Below are 18690 nucleotides of genomic sequence, written 5' to 3'. Positions count from 1 at the left end.
GGCCCGGGGTGCCCGGAGGATCAGCACCGATCCCTTCCGGGCACCCCGCGCCCCGGCTACCCGCCCCGGGATGTTCCGGCAGTTCTCCGAGTGAAGTGGGCGTCGCGCGGTGAGGATGTGGACATGGGATTTCGAGTCGACTCCGAGGCCGGGCGGCTGCGCCGGGTCATTCTGCACCGCCCCGACCTGGAGCTGAAGCGTCTGACGCCCAGCAACAAGGACGCGCTTCTCTTCGACGACGTGCTCTGGGTCCGCCGGGCCCGCCAGGAACACGACGGTTTCGCCGACATACTGCGCGACCGGGGCGTCGAGGTCCATCTCTTCGGGGATCTCCTGCGGGAGTCCCTGGAGATCCCCGAGCCCAGGAAGCTGGTCCTGGACCGCGTCTTCGACGAGAAGGAGTACGGTCCGCTCGCCACCGACCACCTGCGGGCCGCCTTCGACGAGCTTCCGACGGCCGATCTGGTGGAGGCACTGGTCGGCGGGATGACCAAGCGGGAGTTCCTCGCCGGTCATCCCGAGCCGACGTCCGTCCGCTTCCACGCGATGGACCTCGACGACTTCCTGCTCGACCCGTTGCCGAATCACCTCTTCACCCGTGACACCTCCGCCTGGATCTACGACGGGGTCTCCATCAACGCCATGCGGTGGCCCGCCCGACAACGGGAGACGGTCCACTTCGAGGCGATCTACAAGTACCACCCCCTCTTCACCGGTGCGCAGGCCGGCGCCTTCCACCACTGGTCGGAGGGGCAGGACGACTATCCGTCCACGATCGAGGGCGGTGACGTCCTGGTCATCGGCAATGGTGCGGTGCTGATCGGGATGAGCGAGCGCACCACCCCGCAGGCGGTGGAAATGCTGGCCCGCGGGCTGTTCGCGGCCGGTTCCGCCCGTACGATCGTGGCGCTCGACATGCCCAAGCGGCGTGCGTTCATGCACCTCGACACCGTGATGACGATGATCGACGGCGATACGTTCACCCAGTACGCGGGGCTGGGGAACCTCCGCTCGTACACCATCGAACCGGCCGAGGGGCCGCAGGCACTCAAGGTGAGCGACCATCCGCCCGAGCAGATGCACAGCGCCATCGCCGCGGCGCTCGGCCTCACCCAGATCCGGGTGCTGACCCCGACCCAGGACGTGCACTCGGCGGAGCGCGAGCAGTGGGACGACGGCTGCAACGTCCTGGCGGTGGAGCCGGGGGTGGTGGTCGCGTACGAGCGCAATGTCACAACCAATACGCATCTGCGCAAACAGGGCATCGAGGTCATCGAGATCCCGGGGAGCGAACTGGGACGGGGTCGAGGCGGTCCGCGCTGTATGAGCTGCCCGGTGGAGCGCGCCGCCGTCTGACCGTTCGCCGAGGTTGTCAGGGGCGCGAACGGTGGGGCCCGCGCCCCCGGATGCTTCAGGGTGTCTCGAACGGACCCGACCCACATCTGTATAGCAATGCATGGCTTCGTATACACTTCCAACTTCACCGCATTCGCGACGCAGGAGCACCCACCATGGCGATACATCTCGCAGGCCGCCACGTCCTCAAGGAGCTGGATTTCACGGCCGAGGAGTTTCGCGGTCTGATCGAACTGTCCGCCCGGCTCAAGGCCGCCAAGCGGGCCGGTGCCGAGGTGCGGCTCCTCGGTGGGAAGAACATCGCGCTGATCTTCGAGAAGGCGTCGACGCGTACGCGCTGCGCCTTCGAAGTGGCGGCGGCGGACCAAGGGGCCACCACCACGTACATCGATCCCGCGAGTTCGCACATCGGACGCAAGGAGTCGGCCAAGGACACCGCGCGCGTCCTCGGCCGGATGTTCGATGCGATCGAGTTCCGTGGGGACGCACAGGCCACCGTGGAGCAGCTGGCCGAGTTCGCCGGAGTGCCCGTCTACAACGGCCTCACCGATGTCTGGCACCCGACTCAGATGCTGGCTGACGTGCTGACGATGACCGAGCACTGCCCCAAGCCGCTCAACGAGATCGTCTTCGCCTACTTCGGCGACGCCCGGTTCAACATGGGGAACTCCTATCTGGTGACCGGCGCGCTGCTCGGCATGGACGTACGCATCGTCGCGCCCCGGTCCTTCTGGCCGACCGAGGAGATCATCGCCCGTGCCCGGGCCATCGCCGAGGTCAGCGGAGCTCGACTGACCCTCACCGAGGACGTTGCCGAAGGGGCCCGCGGGGTGGACTTCGTGGCGACTGACGTCTGGGTCTCCATGGGGGAGCCCAAGGAGATCTGGGACGTGCGGATCAAGGCCCTCGCCCCCTACGCCGTGACCATGGACGTTCTGCGTGGCACCGGCAATCCCGACGTCAAGTTCATGCACTGCCTCCCGGCCTTCCACGACCTCGACACCACGGTCGCCCGGGAGATCCACGAGCGGTACGGGCTGACCGAGCTCGAAGTCACCAACGAGGTCTTCGAATCGGAGCACTCGGTCGTCTTCGACGAGGCGGAGAACCGGATGCACACGATCAAGGCGGTGCTGGTGGCCACCCTCGCCGCACCGGGAACGCTGCCCGACTGAAACGGTTCGTGCCTGAAGCGGTCCCTGCCCGGGTTCCTGGTGCTTAGCTGTCGCGGGGCGCGGTGATGAAGGCGGCGCCGGTCTCTGCCATCCGCTCGACCGCATAGGCCGGGTCGATCAGCGCCTCGGGGGTGTGGATGCCGGGTGCGGGGGCTTCGCCGCGCAGCCCGAGCAATCGCTCGACGCCGAGGGCGATGCCGGTTGCGGTCACAGGGCGTTGCCCTGCCGGGTGGACCAGGTAGCGGCTCGTACCGATCGGTGCACCCCCTCGGTCTGTTCCTTCGATGTCGATCCGGACTTCGAAGGAAGCGGGTCCGCCACGGCGTCGGCCCGCGGATTCGCCGACGGCGAAGTCAAAGCGGACGTTGGGCGCGTCCGTCGCGAGGGCGAGGCTGGGTACGTCGAGGATGGCGATGCTCTGGCCGGGCAGATCGGTTCCGTCTGTGCTGCGCACATCCGCCTGTGCGTCGGGTCCGGTGACCCAGGTGAAGACGCCGTCCCGGCGCACGAGCCCCGCCGTGGTGGCAGTGGACCACCGCTGCAGATCGGCTATCCCCGCGGGACCACCGGTGTCCAGTTCGTCCAGTACGGCACTGATGCGGATGGTGTCGATCCGGTCGTATCGCCGGGCTGTGTGCAGTGCCGCGAGGGCGACCGTACCTGCGCAGTAGTGGCTGGCCACCAGGATCGGCGAGGCGTTTGCCTGTGCGGCGCCCGCGACGACCTCCGGCGCGATGTCCACCAGGCCGCTGGAAATGCTGAGGTATGGCAGCCCGCGATGTTGCGCATAGCGCAGCCCGTGCAGGCGGTCGTCCCAGAGGGCGGCGACCACCGCCGAGTGGCGGCGGTCGACCGGGAGGCCGAGATCACTGCGCCGCAGATCGATGGCTACGGCCGTTGCCGCGCCGAGTTCGTCGGCCACCCGCTGGGCGCGATCGAGGTCGCGACCCGCGATGGTCAGCGGCAGTGCCGGGTGCCATCGGCGCAGGAGGGCGGCGGCCCCCGTGCCCGCCTGGCCCGTACCACCCAAGATCAGTACCGATTCCGGCTGTTCCACGGTGAATCCCCCTCACATCCATGAAGCTACATTTTGTAGCCTACGTTTTGTAGCTTAGGTTGGAGGGAGAACGCAAGGGAGGGCCATGGCCACCACATCGACCCGCCTGTCCAAGCAGGCCAGGCGGGAGCAGTTGCTCGACACCGCCGTGGCGATCGTGCGCACTCAGGGCGCCGATGGCCTGACCCTGGTCACCCTCGCCGAGGAAGCCGGGGTGAGCAGACCGATCGCCTACGACCATTTCGCCACTCGCCCCGGTCTGCTGCTCGCGCTCCACCGACGACTCGACGAACGTCACCGGGCCGCGATCACGCGGGCGTTGCGGGACGCCGTACCCGGTGCCGGCGAGGTCGCCCGCGTCATCAGCACCGCCTACTTCGCCTGCGCCACCGACATGCCGGAACTCGGCGCCGTTTCCGCTGCGCTGAAAGGGAACCCGGAAATGGAGGCGATCCGGCACGAGTTGACCGACGGTTACGTGGACCTGATGGCCACCGCGCTGCTGCCCTACTCCGGCCTCGCGCCCCAAGCCCTCCGGCTGCGGTGCGTCGGCTTGCTGGGTGCGGCCGAGGCGATCGCCACCGAGCTGAACCGGGAACGGGCAACGGACGGTGAGGCGGTCACCGCGTTGACCGATCTGATACTGAGCGGTCTCGACGCCAGTACCGACCGTGAGAGGCCGTCTTCCCCTGGCGTTTCACCCTGAAATGGGAGAGACCAACGGTACGACCGGGTCCCTGCCCCCTCCGTCGTACCCGCCTGCGGTGGACCCCCGACCGTCGCCGCCGGGGTTGTGGGTTACTCCGGCATCCGCAGGGAGAACCACATGGCCTTGCCCTCCGCCGTCGGCCGCTGCCCGCAGTCCGAACTGAGCGCCCTGACCAGCAGCAGCCCGCGGCCGTTCTCGCACCACGGGGCAACGGGCTGGCCCGCGTGAGCGGGCGGCTGCCCCGGCAGCATCGGGCCACCGTCGTGCACCTCCACCCGCCACCCCGTGGATACCCGGTGGACGACGAGCGCAATGGGGCGTGCATCGGGGGTGTGTTCCACCGCGTTCGCCACCAACTCCGCCGTGAGCAGTTCCGCCGTGGCGCAATCCGCAGCCGCCGTCAGGTCGGCCCACGCCGTACGGATGAGGGCACGCGCCATGGGCACCGCCGCCGCCGTGTGCGGCAGGGCGATGCGCCAGGAGGCCGGGCCGGACACAGGGGACACAGCGGATCCATTTCTCGATCGTCATGACGGGCTGGCCGGATGGCCAGGAGGCGGTCGCTCGGCTTCCGGGTACGGAAGCTCCCTCGGGCCTTCGACCGGCCGGCTTCCCGTCCGGTCAGGAGCCGCGCCACGACCGCAACACGGCCACGACCCCGCCACACGCCTACCCCCGTGCGCCCCAGGCAAGTAAACAGAATTTCGTACACTCATTCGTAGATAAGCTGACTATTTCTTTCGGATTTCTTCCGTGGGCAATGGGTGAAGGGACTTTCCTGTTCGAATTCGCGATCGTTAGGCTGCCTGGCGACGGGGGCATGAAGTGCTCTCGGGGGACTCGTAAGGTGAGGGAAGAACATGTCCGTGACCGATGAATACGTGGTGAACAACGAGGCGTACGCGCAGTCCTTTGGTGGGCCGCTCGCACTACCACCCGCGCGGCGCCTGGCCGTGGTCGCCTGTATGGACGCGCGGCTCAACATCTTCGCGCTGTTGGGGCTTCAGGAAGGTGACGCCCATGTGATCCGGAACGCCGGAGGCGTCGTCACGCAGGACACCATCCGCTCGCTCGTCATCAGCCAGAGACTGCTCGGCACCCGGAGGATCATGCTGATCCACCACACCGACTGCGGAATGCTCACCTTTACCGACGATGATTTCAAGCGGGAGATCGAAAAGGAAGAAGGAATTCGGCCGCACTGGGCTCCGGAGGCGTTCACCGATCTGGATGATGACGTCCGGCAATCGGTTCGACGCATCAAGGTCGACCCCTTCGTCCCCCACACGGATGCCGTTCGCGGATTCGTCTTCAATGTGAAGAGCGGGCTCCTCAAAGAAGTGAAGTAACGCGGTTCACAACCGTCGACGCGCCCCTTTCCGCCGGCGCATCCGCTAGCAGAACGCCTCGCGCCCGCCGGTAGAGCATCACCGGCGGGCGCGGGGCGTCGACGGCGCACACACGACCTAGGCATCCACGAAGAACGCCCCGGTGTCACGCAACAATTCGTGCAGGGCGGCGAACACCTCGACGGACCGTCCCCCCGGCCATCCGACGGGGAGCAACTCGATCGGCAGGTCGGGATCCACGTACGGCAGTCGGCGCCAGGAGTCCAGGGCCAGCAGATAGTCCCGGTACGCCTCCTGCGGTGTCGCCACCCGTTCCGCCGACCACTTCCGCAACACCGGTTCCTGCTCGTCCAGGAACGCTTGGTGCTGTTTGGCGATCGCAGCCAGATCCCACCAGTTCGCCACCGCCTCCGCCGTCGCGGCGAACCCCAGGTGTTCCCCGCGGAAGAGTTCGACGTAGGGATCGAGTTGGCGGCGGCGCAGCGTGTGCCGGGTCTCCTCGTACAGGCGCGCCGGGGCGATCCAGACGTCCGAAGCCGGGGACCCGAAGCCGAGCCGTTCCAGTTGGGAGCGGAGCAGATGGCGATGGTGGCGCTCCGGCTCCGGCGCGGAGAAGACCGCGAGCACCCAGCCGTCGGCCAATCTCGGGGTGTGCCGGTCGTAGATCCGGCTGTCGCTGTCGTCGAGCAGTTGAAGCGCCTGGGCCGAGAGGACATGGGCCTCAGCTCCCTCAGCGTCCCGTTCGGGGAGGAGCAGTCCGCGCTGCTGGAGTCGGGAGAGGGAGGAGCGCACCGAGGGCGCGTCCACCTGGAGGGCGGCGAGGAGCCGCAGCAGTCGGGTGACGGGGAGGGGGCTCGGCCCCTCGCGTCCGTAGGCGGCGTAGAAGGTGACAAGCAGGGAATGGGGGGTGTGCTGGTCGACCACTCGATCACTGTAGGGCCCGCGGTCGTTCGTACCGGGAGTTTGCCGACCCGGGTGCGGCACCGCGCGTCGGCACCGTCGAGATGTCTTCTGTACCGCTGCCACCAGCGGATTCCTTCTGTCCGGGCAACAGATCTTGATCGACTGGTGGGGGATGGGGACCGGGCTTACGGTCGATGGGTGTATTGGCGGACGGTCCCGTCCGCTCACCCTCCCGTGAGGGCACGATGCGCCATGACGACCCCCCGACCGGCACCCACCACCTCCACGGCCACCGCCCCGGCGAAGGGTGGCGGCCAGGGCATAGCCCTTCTCGTCATCGCCTCCTGTCAACTGATGGTGGTCCTCGACATCACCATCGTGAACATCGCGCTCCCGCACATCCAGAGCGCGCTGGACTTCTCGACGACCAGCCTCGCCTGGGTCGTCAACGCCTACACGCTCACCTTCGGCGGTCTCCTGCTGCTCGGCGGACGGGTGGGCGACATCCTGGGCCGCCGGCGCGTCTTCATGTTCGGCGTTGCGCTCTTCGCACTGGCCTCCCTGCTCGGTGGTCTCTCCCAGAACTCCTGGCAACTGCTGGCCGCGCGAGCCCTCCAGGGAGTCGGCGGTGCGATCGCCTCTCCCACGGCACTCGCGCTCATCACCACGACGTTCCGTGAGGGACCTGAACGGAACCGGGCCTTCGGTGTCTTCGCCGCGGTCTCCGCGGGCGGCGGCGCCATCGGACTCCTGGCCGGCGGAATGCTCGTGGAGTGGCTGGACTGGCGCTGGGTGTTCTTCGTGAACGTACCGATCGCCCTGCTCATCCTGACGGTGACGCCCCGCTACATCCGGGAGTCCGAACGCCACTCGGGCCACTTCGACGTGGCGGGCGCGCTCACATCGACCCTGGGCATGGTCGCCCTGGTGTACGGGTTCATCCGCGCCGCACAGGAAGGTTGGCGCGACGCCCTGACCATCGGGTCGTTCGTGGCGGCGGTCGTCCTCCTCGCCGTGTTCATCATGGTGGAGAAGCGCTCGCGGCAACCGATCACACCCCTGCACATGTTCGCCGACCGCAACCGTGCCGGCACCTACGGGATCATGCTCAGCCTGGCTGCGGCGATCTTCGGCATGTTCTTCTTCCTGACCCTCTTCGTCCAGGACGTCCTGGGCTTCAGCCCCCTGATGGCGGGTCTCGCCTTCCTCCCCGTGAGCGCCGTGATCGCCGTCGGAGCCGGCGTGACCTCACAACTCCTGCCGAAGTACGGGCCCAAGCCCTTCATGGTGACCGGCGCGATCCTGGCAGCGGTGGGACTGGGCTGGTTGACCCAGGTCGATGTGCACTCCACCTACCTCGGCAGCGTGCTGGGGCCGATGCTCGTCTTCAGCCTCGGCATGGGCATGCAGTTCGTCTCCCTGACGCTGATGGCCGTCTCGGGGGTGTCCCGTGAGGAGTCCGGGGCCGCGTCCGGGCTGCTGAACGCGATGCAGCAGGTCGGCGGCTCACTGGGACTGTCGATCCTGGTCACGGTGTTCGGCACCGCGAGCCGCAACAAGGCCGATGAGGTCATCCCCGAGTTCCTCCGGCAGGCGACCCCCGCCGAACGTCTGACCTTCCAGCGGACCGGTGAACTACCGACGTCCTGGGCGAACCAGGTACTGGCCTCCGGAATCTCCTCGTCCTTCATCATGGCGGCGATCTTCACCGCGGTGGCCGCCGTCATCGCCCTGTTGGTGATCCAGGTCAGGGCGTCCGACCTGGAGCGGTTGAAGGGCGGCATGACCCCGGGCGGTGGGTGAGGGCCGGTCCATTCCCGCGCCCGGACCCGTGCCGAGCGGCCGGGAGCCGACACCGTTCCGCCTGTTCGAACCCGGTGCGTGACGACCACCGACGGGATAAACGTCTCATGGGACAAGTTCACTGCATCGAGGGAGTGATCATGCCTCTCGATGGTCCGGGCGGGGAGGCTGCGCCTACGGTTCTGGTGGTCGGGGACGCCCCACCCCACCTCACCTCATTTCCGCACCCACCGTTCGCCGCGTCGCTTCGCAGCGGACGTGCGCCGCCATGACCGCCTCTGTGAAGGAGAGCCCTGCCCGTGACCGTGGAGACCAGCCAGGAAGCGCGTGAAGAACCGCGTCCCCAGAGCAGCCTCAGTACCGCGGCGGCCCGCAACCTCGCCACCACGACCAAGTCCGTTCCGCAGATGCAGGAGATCACCTCCCGCTGGCTGCTCAGGACGCTCCCCTGGGTGCAGGTCTCCGGCGGCACCTACCGCGTGAACCGCCGTCTGACCTACACGGTCGGCGACGGCCGGATCGAGTTCATTCAGGACGGGGCCGAGGTCCGGGTCATTCCGCGCGAGCTCGGCGAACTGGCACTGCTCAGGGGTCTCGACGACGACGAGGTGCTGACCACCATCGCGGGTCGGTGCGTGCAGCGCGACTTCCGCGAGGGCGAAGTGCTGGTCGAGCGGGGCTCCCCTGCCGAAAGCATTCATCTCGTGGCCCACGGCCGGATCGAGAAGATCTCCACCGGCCCGTACGGCGACGAGAACGTGACCGGCGTGGTCGCGGACGGCGACCGGTTCGGCCAGGACGCACTGCTCGACCCGGACGCCATCTGGGAGTACACCGCCGTGGCCAGGACCTCCGGGACCCTGCTCACCCTCTCCCGCTCCGACTTCGCTTCCGTGGTCGCCGGATCGCCGGCGCTGGAAGCACATCTCCAGGAGTTCCGCGGGCTGTCGACACAACGGCAGAACCAGCGGGGCGAGGCGGAGATCGCCATGTCCGCCGGCCACACCGGAGAGTTCGAGCTCCCCGGCGCCTTCGTGGACTACGAGCTCAACCCCCGGGAGTACGAACTCTCCCTCGCACAGACCGTACTGAAGGTCCACACCCGCGTCGCCGACCTCTACAACAAGCCGATGAACCAGACCGAGCAGCAGCTACGGCTCACGGTAGAGGCCCTGCGCGAGCGCCAGGAGTACGAGCTGGTCAACAACCGCGAGTTCGGGCTGCTCCACAACGCGGCCTTCAACCAGCGGATCCAGCCCCACTCCGGCCCGCCGACCCCGGACGACCTCGACGAACTGCTCTGCCGCCGCCGCGGTTCCAAGTACTTCTTCGCCCACCCCAAGGCCATCGCCGCCATCGGCCGCCAGTTCAACGCCCGCGGTCTCTACCCCGACCACGTCGACGTCGGGGGGCAGCAGGTGCCCGCCTGGCGCGGGGTGCCGATCCTGCCGTGCAACAAGATCCCGATCAGCAAGGAGAACACCACCTCGATCCTGGTGATGCGGACGGGCGAGGACAACCAGGGCGTGATCGGGCTCAACCAGACCGGTCTTCCCGACGAGTACGAGCCCGGTGTCTCGGTGCGGTTCATGGGCATCGACGAGCAGGCGATCATCTCCTACCTGGTCACCACCTACTTCTCCGCCGCCGTCCTGGTGCCCGATGCACTCGGCGTGCTGGAGAACGTCCAGATCGCCCGTACCGACTGAGCCCGCACCGACCAGTCCGTACCGACTCAGTCCGTACCGACTCAGTCCGTACCGACTCAGTCCGTACCTGCTCAGTCCGTGTCGAGGACTGGCGCGTACTGACTGAGCCCACTCGATCGAGTCCGCCCGGACGGCCGCCTCCGCCGGTCGGCTCCCCGGGCGCCGCCGCAGGGGGAGCCCGGCGGTGCCGGTTCCCCATGTCCTACACCGGACTGGCGGCGGCCCGACCTGCGGTGGCAGCGCCCGCCGCAGGCCGGCGGCCCGAAGGACAGACCGCTTCACGCGAGGAGTAGTGCTGCGACCATGAGTGCCGATGCCCTGAGCCGGATTCTGCGCGGCCCGACCGGTCTGGGCACGTCGGGGCTTTACCCGACGAGGACCGCGGAACCGCCCGGGGGCGGCCGTCCCGTTCCGGGCCTGTACCACCATCCCGTACCGGAACCCGATCCCGTGCGGACGGCCGAGGTCGGCCGCCGGGTCAAGGAATGGGCGATCGACGAGGTCGAGCTCTACCCCCCTGAGTGGGAGGAGGAATTCGACGGCTTCGGTGTGGGGCGCTATATGACGGTCTGTCACCCGGACGCCCCCACCACCGACCACGTGCTGGTCGCCGCCCGACTGATGGTCGCCGAGAACGCCGTCGACGACGTCTACTGCGAGGATCACGGAGGCTCGCCGGTCGGACTCGGCGGGCGGCTGCTGCTGGCCCACACGGCCCTCGACCCGTTGCACACCGCACGGGAGTACGCGCCGGCGTGGGAGGGGTCGCTCGGGGCGGACGCCCCCCGACGCGCGTACCACTCCGCGATGGAGCACTTCCTCAAGGCAGCCACCCCCTCCCAGGCGGACCGGTTCCGGCACGACATGGCCCGGTTGCACCTCGGGTACCTCGCCGAGGCGGCCTGGGACCAGACCGATCATATCCCCGAGGTGTGGGAGTACCTGGCGATGCGCCAGTTCAACAACTTCCGCCCCTGCCCCACCATCACCGACACGGTCGGCGGCTACGAACTACCGGCGGACCTGCACGCCCAGCCGGCTCTCCAGCGGGTGATCGCACTCGCCTCCAACGCCACCACCATCGTCAACGACCTCTACTCGTACACCAAGGAACTGGACAGCCCGGGCCGGCATCTGAACCTGCCCGTGGTGATCGCCGAACGAGAGAAGTGCTCCAACAAGGACGCTTACCTCAAGGCAGTGGAGATCCACAACGAGTTGATGCACGAGTTCGAGGCCGAGTCGGTCGCCCTGGCCGCCTCTTGCCCGCTGCCCGACCTGGTGCGCTTCCTGCGCGGCGTCGCCGTGTGGGTTGACGGCAATCACCACTGGCACCAGAACAACACCTATCGCTACAGCCTGCCGGACTTCTGGTGAGGAAGGAAACCGTCCGTGACCATGCCTGAACTGACCGCCCCCCGTGAGAGCGTCATCCCCGCACCCGCAACGCCCTACCAGGGCGACATCGCCCGCTACTGGAACCACGAGGCCAGGCCCGTCAACCTGCGGCTCGGCGACGTCGACGGCCTCTACCACCACCACTACGGCATCGGCGACGTCGACCGGGCAGCCCTCGGCGACCCCGATGCACTTGGCCACGAACAGCGTCTGATCGCCGAACTGCACCGACTGGAGTCCGCCCAGACCGAAGTGCTCCTCGACCACCTCGGCCCGGTCCAGCAGGACGACATACTCGTCGACGCCGGCTGTGGCCGGGGCGGCTCGATGGTCATGGCCCACCAGCGCTTCGGCTGCCAGGTCGAAGGAGTCACGCTCTCGGCCAAGCAGGCCGACTTCGCCAATGAGCGCGCCCGTGAACTCGACTACGAGAAGTCCGTACGGGCCCAGGTCTGCAACATGCTGAACATGCCCTTCGCCACCGGGCAGGCCACGGCCTCCTGGAACAACGAATCGAGCATGTACGTCGACCTGCACGACCTGTTCGCCGAACACGCGCGGATCCTCGCCCGTGGCGGGCGGTACGTCACCATCACCGGCTGCTGGAACCCCGTCTACGGGCAGCCGTCCAAGTGGGTCTCGCAGATCAATGCGCACTTCGAGTGCAACATCCACTCCCGTCGTGAGTATCTGCGCGCCATGGCCGACAACCGTCTCGTTCCCCAGGCCGTCGTCGACCTGACGGCGGCGACCCTGCCCTACTGGGAGTTGAGGGCCACGTCGTCGCTGGTCACCGGAATCGAGGAGGCGTTCATCAACTCCTACCGGGACGGCTCCTTCCAGTACCTGCTGATCGCCGCTGACCGCGTCTGATCCACGGGGGCCGGACCCGACCCGATCGGGTCCGGCCCCTCCGTTCGCCCGGGGGTAGCCGTCGCGGACGTCCCCGTCCACCCCGGCCGACGGGGATGCTCCCATCGACGGGGACATCCGGCGAGAAGCACGAAACGGCCCGCGTGGCTACCCCTCGTACGACCTCGTACGGGTGACAACACTTCCAGTCGAATCGCGTGGGGCAGCGCCCCTCGCTCCCTCCCAACCCACAACACGATGTCACTCGAAACATCGATTTTCAGGCTCTTGTACGGGAGGGCAAGCATTCGCCCCCTCTGCGGACCTGTCTTTTCACCCAGGATGACCGGGACAACAACAGCTCGGGGAAGGGTGTTTGGCATGGCGGATTGGGTGAAGGTCGCAGGGACTCTCACTGCCATCTCGGCGGGGTCCCGGACGACGGTGTGGGGTGTGAACGCAGGCAGTGCCATCTACCGGTACACCAACTACGACGCCAACCCGTGGATCAACATCCCGGGGGGACTCAGTGATATCGGCGCGGCTGCCGACGGCACCGTGTGGGGGGTCAACGCGGGCAACCAGATCTACCGGTACACGGGGGACCAGGACGGCGGCCCCTGGAAGGGCATCTCCGGCAGTCTGGTCCGCATAGACGCCGGCTCGCGGACGAGCGTGTGGGGTGTGGACTCCGCCGACTCCATCTACCGGTACACGAACCACGACGCCAACCCGTGGATCAAGATCCCCGGGGCGCTGAGCGACATCGGCGCGGGCGCCGACGGCACCGTGTGGGGAGTCAACGCCGGCCACCAGGTCTTCCGGTACACCGGGGACCAGGACGTCGCGAACCCGTGGAAGAGCGTCAACGGCAGCCTGAAGCGCATCGCCGTGGGCTCGCGGACGAACGTGTGGGGCGTCGACCCCGGCGGCAGCATCTATCGGTACACCAACAACGACGCCAGCGGTGGCAATCCGTGGATCAAGATCCCTGGCACGGCCGTCGACATCGCCGCCGGCGTCGACGGCACGGTGTGGCACATCAACAGCGGGGGCGAGATCTACCGGTACACCGGCGACCAGCCGAGCTGATCCCCGACCGTTCATGAGCGCCTCTGAGGCGGACGGGACGTGGCCCCCTGGTCGGCGAACGGGACCCGGCCACGGCGACGCCGGACGGCTCGCCATCCACCCACGCAACCGGGCGGACTGCTGACCGAGTTCACCTGGTGCACCACACGCCGCAGCACCCTGTCTGACTCGCTGATGAGCAGCTCAGATGGGGTGCGGCGGCGGCTTTTCGGCGTGGTGTCAGATGTCCCGGAAGATCTCGATCTGTGCTCCCACCGAGTTCAACCGCTCCGCCAGTTCCTCGTACCCCCGGTTGATGACGTACACGTTCCGCAGCACGGACGTGCCTTCGGCGGCCATCATCGCCAGCAGGACGACCACGGCGGGGCGCAGTGCCGGTGGGCACATCATCTCGGCCGCGCGCCAGCGGGTCGGGCCCTCCACGAGGACCCGGTGGGGGTCGAGGAGTTGGAGTCGACCGCCGAGCCGATTGAGGTCCGTGAGGTAGATGGCGCGGTTGTCGTAGACCCAGTCGTGGATGAGGGTCTGGCCCTGTGCGACCGCGGCGATGGCGGCGAAGAACGGGACGTTGTCGATGTTGAGGCCCGGGAAGGGCATGGGGTGGATCTTGTCGATCGGCGCTTCCAGCTTCGACGGCCGCACGGTCAGATCCACCAGCCGGGTACGGCCGTTGTCCGCCGTGTACTCGCTGGAGCGGTCGTGGTCGAGGCCCATCTCCTCCAGTACCGCGAGTTCGATCTCCAGGAATTCGATCGGCACCCGGCGGATGGTGAGCTCGGATTCGGTGACGACGGCAGCGGCCAGCAGGCTCATCGCCTCGACCGGGTCTTCGGAGGGCGAGTAGTCGACATCGACGTCGATGGTCGGCACGCCGTGCACGGTCAGCGTCGTCGTGCCGACGCCGTCGACGCGTACGCCGAGGGCCTCCAGGAAGAAGCACAGGTCCTGGACCATGTAGTTGGACGACGCATTGCGGATCACCGTCACCCCGTCATGGCGGGCAGCCGCCAACAGGGCGTTCTCGGTCACGGTGTCGCCGCGTTCGGTCAGGACGATCGGGCGGTCGGGGACGGTCGTCCGCTCGACCTGTGCGTGGTAGAGGCCCTCGGTGGCCGTGATGTCGAGCCCGAAGCGACGCAGCGCGATCATGTGCGGTTCGATGGTGCGGGTGCCGAGGTCGCACCCGCCCGCGTAGGGCAGCCGGAAGGACTCCACCCGGTGCAGTAGCGGTCCCAGGAACATGATGATCGAGCGGGTGCGACGAGCGGCGTCCGCGTCGATGGCGTCCAGGTCCAGTTGGGCCGGGGGCACGATCTCCAGGTCCACGCCGTCATTGATCCAGCGGGTGCGCACGCCGATGGAGTTGAGGACCTCCAGCAGACGGAAGACCTCTTCGATGCGTGCCACACGGCGCAGCACCGTGCGGCCCTTGTTGAGGAGGGAGCCACAGAGCAGTGCCACACAGGCGTTCTTGCTCGTCTTGACGTCGATCGCTCCGGACAGACGACGTCCGCCCACGACCCTCAGATGCATCGGGCCGGCGTAACCCAGGGACACGATTTCGCTGTCCAGCGCCTCGCCGATGCGCGCGATCATCTCAAGGCTGATGTTTTGGTTGCCACGCTCGATACGGTTAACCGCGCTCTGGCTGGTGCCGAGAGCATCGGCGAGTTGAGTCTGTGTCCAGCCGCGATGCTGCCGAGCGTCACGGATGAGCTTACCGATACGTACGAGGTAGTCGTCTGCCATGAGGAGGAGGCTATCTCAGATATGAGATGAAGCGCACGATGGGGGTGGCGTTCGGGTGAGCTTGCGGCGAGCCCCGCTCGCAGTTTGACGGTCCGTCGGGAGGGCTCGTGCGTCAAGCGGTGCGGGTCCATTCGGGTGTTGGGGGCGGTGTTCGGGATCCTGTCGAGAGTTCGCCGGGCGGTGTTGGGCTCGGGGGAGTCCAGGGCATGAGGGGCGGGCAGGGTGGGCTTCTGCCGTGAAGTCGCTGAATGGCTCTCATATCCGGACAATCATCACGATGGACGGTGATGGTCGTGATGTGTGCCGATGGGGCTCGGATCGGGCGCGGGGGCGATGTGCCCCGCGGCCCGGACGGTGGTCCCGTCGGTCTGTTCGATGGTCGTCGGAAGTCGACTCCGTCGCAGCGTGGTGCGCGGGTCTCGGCCCCCGCCATGGTGAATCGTCGCCGCCGGGACGGGTGGCCGCCGTGCTGGATCTGCTCTGACCTGGTGTGATCGTAGGTGGCGCCGCTTCTTGCGTTGGTGCGCTCCCGGGCGCGACGGAGGGCTGCATCGGGGTATGCGTGATACAGCACACCGCGCCCATCGGGCGCCCGGGCATGACCGAGCCGCACCGATGTACTAGAGTTATCTCGACATCGAGATATCTGCCGAAGACGTGCCAAGGGCCGCCACTCGGTAAGGGTTACCTAACTAAGCCCTACCTTAGCGGATCGGCGAGGAGCCGTGGCGGCAGCATGGACGTAGTACGCGCACATTGATGAAGGAGACTGTCGTGTCGGCGAACAGCTTCGACGCCCGCAGCACACTGCGCGTGGGCGACGAGTCGTACGAGATCTTCAGGCTGGACAAGGTCGAGGGCTCCGCACGCCTCCCGTACAGCCTGAAGGTGCTGCTGGAGAACCTGCTCCGCACCGAGGACGGCGCGAACATCACCGCCGACCACATTCGGGCGCTCGGCGGCTGGGACTCCCAGGCGCAGCCAAGCCAGGAGATCCAGTTCACTCCGGCCCGTGTGATCATGCAGGACTTCACCGGTGTGCCGTGCGTCGTGGACCTCGCGACCATGCGTGAGGCCGTCAAGGAGCTGGGCGGCGATCCGGCGAAGATCAACCCGCTGGCCCCGGCCGAGCTGGTCATCGATCACTCCGTCATCGCCGACAAGTTCGGCACCAACGAGGCGTTCGCGCAGAACGTCGAGCTGGAGTACGGCCGCAACCGCGAGCGCTACCAGTTCCTGCGCTGGGGCCAGACCGCCTTCGACGAGTTCAAGGTCGTACCCCCCGGCACCGGCATCGTCCACCAGGTGAACATCGAGCACCTCGCGCGGACGGTCATGGTCCGCAAGGGCCAGGCGTACCCCGACACGCTCGTGGGCACCGACTCGCACACGACCATGGTCAACGGCCTCGGCGTGCTCGGCTGGGGCGTCGGCGGCATCGAGGCCGAGGCCGCGATGCTCGGCCAGCCGGTCTCCATGCTCATCCCGCGCGTCGTCGGCTTCAAGCTGACCGGTGAGCTCACCCCCGGTACGACCGCCACCGACCTGGTGCTCACCATCACCGAGATGCTGCGCAAGCACGGCGTCGTCGGCAAGTTCGTCGAGTTCTACGGCGAGGGCGTCGCCGCGACCTCGCTCGCCAACCGCGCCACCATCGGCAACATGTCGCCGGAGTTCGGCTCCACCGCGGCCATGTTCCCGATCGACGGCGAGACCCTGAAGTACCTGCGTCTGACCGGCCGCTCCGAGCAGCAGGTCGCGCTCGTCGAGGCGTACGCCAAGGAGCAGGGCCTCTGGCTCGACCCGGCCGCCGAGCCCGACTTCTCCGAGAAGCTGGAGCTCGACCTCGCCACGGTCGTCCCCTCCATCGCCGGCCCCAAGCGCCCGCAGGACCGCATCGTCCTCGCCAACGCCTCCCAGCAGTTCGCGCTGGACGTCCGCAACTACGTGGACGACGACGAGGAGGCGGGCAAGGAGTCCTTCCCCGCGTCCGACGCTCCGGCTTCGGCGAACGGCGTACCGACTCGCCCGACCACCGTCACCGCCCCCGACGGTTCGACGTACGAGATCGACCACGGCGCCGTCACCGTCGCCGCGATCACCTCGTGTACCAACACCTCGAACCCGTACGTCATGGTCGCCGCCGCCCTGGTGGCCAAGAAGGCGGTCGAGAAGGGCCTCACCCGCAAGCCGTGGGTGAAGACCACGCTCGCCCCGGGGTCCAAGGTCGTCACCGACTACTTCGACAAGGCGGGCCTCACCCCCTACCTGGACAAGGTCGGCTTCAACCTCGTCGGCTACGGCTGCACCACCTGCATCGGCAACTCGGGTCCGCTGCCGGAGGAGGTCTCCAAGGCGGTCAACGAGAACGACCTGGCCGTGACCTCGGTGCTCTCCGGCAACCGCAACTTCGAGGGCCGGATCAACCCGGACGTCAAGATGAACTACCTGGCGTCCCCGCCGCTGGTCGTCGCGTACGCCATCGCGGGTTCCATGAAGGTGGACATCACCCGCGAGGCGCTCGGTGTCGACACCGAGGGCAAGCCGGTCTACCTCCAGGACATCTGGCCGTCCGAGGCCGAGGTCAACGACGTCGTTGCCAACGCCATCGGCGAGGACATGTTCAACAAGTCCTACCAGGACGTCTTCGCGGGTGACGCCCAGTGGCAGGCGCTGCCGATCCCGACCGGCAACACCTTCGAGTGGGACGCCGAGTCCACCTACGTCCGCAAGCCCCCTTACTTCGAGGGCATGCAGATGGAGACCACCCCGGTCGAGGACATCGCGGACGCCCGGGTGCTGGCGAAGCTCGGTGACTCGGTCACCACCGACCACATCTCCCCGGCTGGTGCGATCAAGGCGGACACCCCCGCCGGCAAGTACCTCACCGAGCACAAGGTCGAGCGTCGTGACTTCAACTCCTACGGCTCGCGCCGGGGCAACCACGAGGTCATGATCCGCGGTACGTTCGCCAACATCCGGCTGCGCAACCAGATCGCACCCGGCACCGAGGGCGGCTTCACCCGCGACTTCACGCAAGAGGGCGGCCCGGTGGCGTTCATCTACGACGCCTCCCGCAACTACATCGACCAGGGCATTCCGCTGGTGATCCTCGCGGGCAAGGAGTACGGCTCCGGCTCCTCCCGCGACTGGGCCGCCAAGGGCACCGCACTGCTCGGTGTGAAGGCCGTCATCGCCGAGTCCTACGAGCGCATCCACCGCTCGAACCTGATCGGCATGGGTGTGCTGCCGCTCCAGTACCCGGAGGGCGCGTCCGCCGAGGCGCTGGGCCTCACCGGCGAGGAGTCCTTCTCCTTCACCGGTGTGACCGAACTGAACAACGGCGTCACCCCGCGCACGGTCAAGGTGACCACCGACACCGGTGTGGAGTTCGACGCGGTCGTCCGCATCGACACCCCTGGTGAGGCGGACTACTACCGCAACGGCGGCATCATGCAGTACGTCCTGCGGAACCTGATCCGCGGCTGACCCACGGCACAGCTGAGAGCCGCATCTCGCGAACTGCGGGGTGCGGCTC

At 67.6% G+C, this 18690-nt stretch carries 13 protein-coding genes and 1 pseudogene; 10 read left to right on the top strand and 4 right to left on the bottom strand.

Annotated elements, in window-relative coordinates:
* Positions 1–123: 123 nt before the first annotated feature.
* Positions 124–1356: an arginine deiminase gene (locus tag ABZ348_RS14650; RefSeq protein WP_358932883.1), complete on the top strand. Its 1233-nt coding sequence runs from the start codon at positions 124–126 to the stop codon at positions 1354–1356.
* A 155-nt stretch (positions 1357–1511) separates the two neighbouring features.
* The gene (gene argF / locus ABZ348_RS14645) at positions 1512–2531 is read left to right on the top strand and encodes an ornithine carbamoyltransferase (RefSeq protein WP_358932881.1); all 1020 of its coding nucleotides are present in this window, start codon (positions 1512–1514) and stop codon (positions 2529–2531) included.
* A gap of 43 nt (positions 2532–2574) precedes the next feature.
* On the opposite strand, the gene ABZ348_RS14640 is transcribed toward argF, so the two are convergent.
* Positions 2575–3588 carry a saccharopine dehydrogenase gene (locus tag ABZ348_RS14640; protein ID WP_358932880.1) on the bottom strand — a complete coding sequence of 338 codons (1014 nt, stop codon included), beginning with the start codon at positions 3586–3588 and terminating at the stop codon, positions 2575–2577.
* Positions 3589–3673: 85 nt separating this feature from the next.
* On the opposite strand from ABZ348_RS14640, the gene ABZ348_RS14635 reads away from it, so the two are divergent.
* A complete protein-coding gene (locus ABZ348_RS14635) occupies positions 3674–4294 on the top strand; it encodes a TetR/AcrR family transcriptional regulator (protein ID WP_358932878.1) in 621 nt (206 codons plus the stop codon).
* Between the two features lie 92 nt (positions 4295–4386).
* On the opposite strand, the gene ABZ348_RS14630 is transcribed toward ABZ348_RS14635, so the two are convergent.
* Entirely contained in the window at positions 4387–4803 is a 417-nt protein-coding gene (locus tag ABZ348_RS14630) for an ATP-binding protein (protein WP_358932876.1), read from the bottom strand.
* Positions 4804–5157: 354 nt separating this feature from the next.
* Between ABZ348_RS14630 and ABZ348_RS14625 the strand changes: the two genes are divergently transcribed.
* Positions 5158–5646, top strand: coding sequence for a carbonic anhydrase (locus ABZ348_RS14625; RefSeq protein WP_358932874.1), 489 nt, complete (start codon positions 5158–5160; stop codon positions 5644–5646).
* A 117-nt stretch (positions 5647–5763) separates the two neighbouring features.
* Here the strand turns inward: ABZ348_RS14625 and ABZ348_RS14620 are convergent, their stop codons facing one another.
* Entirely contained in the window at positions 5764–6570 is an 807-nt protein-coding gene (locus tag ABZ348_RS14620) for a PaaX family transcriptional regulator C-terminal domain-containing protein (RefSeq protein WP_358932872.1), read from the bottom strand.
* Positions 6571–6801: 231 nt separating this feature from the next.
* Here ABZ348_RS14620 and ABZ348_RS14615 point away from each other — a divergent pair, with 231 nt between their 5' ends.
* The 5 genes and pseudogenes from ABZ348_RS14615 to ABZ348_RS14595 all read left to right on the top strand — a co-directional run bounded on the left by ABZ348_RS14615 (position 6802) and on the right by ABZ348_RS14595 (position 13403).
* Complete coding sequence (locus ABZ348_RS14615) at positions 6802–8352, top strand: MFS transporter (protein WP_358932870.1); 1551 nt, start codon at positions 6802–6804, stop codon at positions 8350–8352.
* 299 nt (positions 8353–8651) lie between these two features.
* A complete protein-coding gene (locus tag ABZ348_RS14610) occupies positions 8652–10061 on the top strand; it encodes a family 2B encapsulin nanocompartment shell protein (RefSeq protein ID WP_358932868.1) in 1410 nt (469 codons plus the stop codon).
* 315 nt (positions 10062–10376) lie between these two features.
* Positions 10377–11438, top strand: a pseudogene (locus ABZ348_RS14605) (family 2 encapsulin nanocompartment cargo protein terpene cyclase); the annotation flags it as partial.
* Positions 11439–11459: 21 nt separating this feature from the next.
* On the top strand, positions 11460–12332 hold the full coding sequence (locus tag ABZ348_RS14600) for a geranyl diphosphate 2-C-methyltransferase (RefSeq protein ID WP_358932980.1): 873 nt from the start codon (positions 11460–11462) through the stop codon (positions 12330–12332).
* A gap of 321 nt (positions 12333–12653) precedes the next feature.
* Positions 12654–13403, top strand: coding sequence for a tectonin domain-containing protein (locus tag ABZ348_RS14595; RefSeq protein ID WP_358932866.1), 750 nt, complete (start codon positions 12654–12656; stop codon positions 13401–13403).
* 219 nt (positions 13404–13622) lie between these two features.
* Here the strand turns inward: ABZ348_RS14595 and ABZ348_RS14590 are convergent, their stop codons facing one another.
* Entirely contained in the window at positions 13623–15152 is a 1530-nt protein-coding gene (locus ABZ348_RS14590; RefSeq protein ID WP_358932864.1) for a UDP-N-acetylglucosamine 1-carboxyvinyltransferase, read from the bottom strand.
* A gap of 774 nt (positions 15153–15926) precedes the next feature.
* Here ABZ348_RS14590 and acnA point away from each other — a divergent pair.
* Positions 15927–18641, top strand: a complete 2715-nt coding sequence (gene acnA / locus ABZ348_RS14585) for an aconitate hydratase AcnA (RefSeq protein ID WP_358932862.1) — start codon at positions 15927–15929, stop codon at positions 18639–18641.
* Positions 18642–18690 lie beyond the last annotated feature (49 nt).

Origin of the sequence: Streptomyces sp. NPDC005963, from assembly GCF_040638655.1 — a bacterium.
GTDB lineage: Bacteria > Actinomycetota > Actinomycetes > Streptomycetales > Streptomycetaceae > Streptomyces.
This window is presented reverse-complemented; position numbering and strand designations above follow the sequence as displayed.

Bases quoted from the DNA above. Each gene is read 5' to 3' on its own strand.
- ABZ348_RS14650 (WP_358932883.1), top strand. From the start codon at position 124: ATGGGATTTCGAGTCGACTCCGAGGCCGGGCGGCTGCGCCGGGTCATT.
- ABZ348_RS14595 (WP_358932866.1), top strand. From the start codon at position 12,654: ATGACCGGGACAACAACAGCTCGGGGAAGGGTGTTTGGCATGGCGGAT.
- ABZ348_RS14625 (WP_358932874.1), top strand. From the start codon at position 5,158: ATGTCCGTGACCGATGAATACGTGGTGAACAACGAGGCGTACGCGCAG.
- ABZ348_RS14635 (WP_358932878.1), top strand. From the start codon at position 3,674: ATGGCCACCACATCGACCCGCCTGTCCAAGCAGGCCAGGCGGGAGCAG.
- ABZ348_RS14615 (WP_358932870.1), top strand. From the start codon at position 6,802: ATGACGACCCCCCGACCGGCACCCACCACCTCCACGGCCACCGCCCCG.
- ABZ348_RS14590 (WP_358932864.1), bottom strand. From the start codon at position 15,152: ATGGCAGACGACTACCTCGTACGTATCGGTAAGCTCATCCGTGACGCT.
- ABZ348_RS14600 (WP_358932980.1), top strand. From the start codon at position 11,460: ATGCCTGAACTGACCGCCCCCCGTGAGAGCGTCATCCCCGCACCCGCA.
- argF (WP_358932881.1), top strand. From the start codon at position 1,512: ATGGCGATACATCTCGCAGGCCGCCACGTCCTCAAGGAGCTGGATTTC.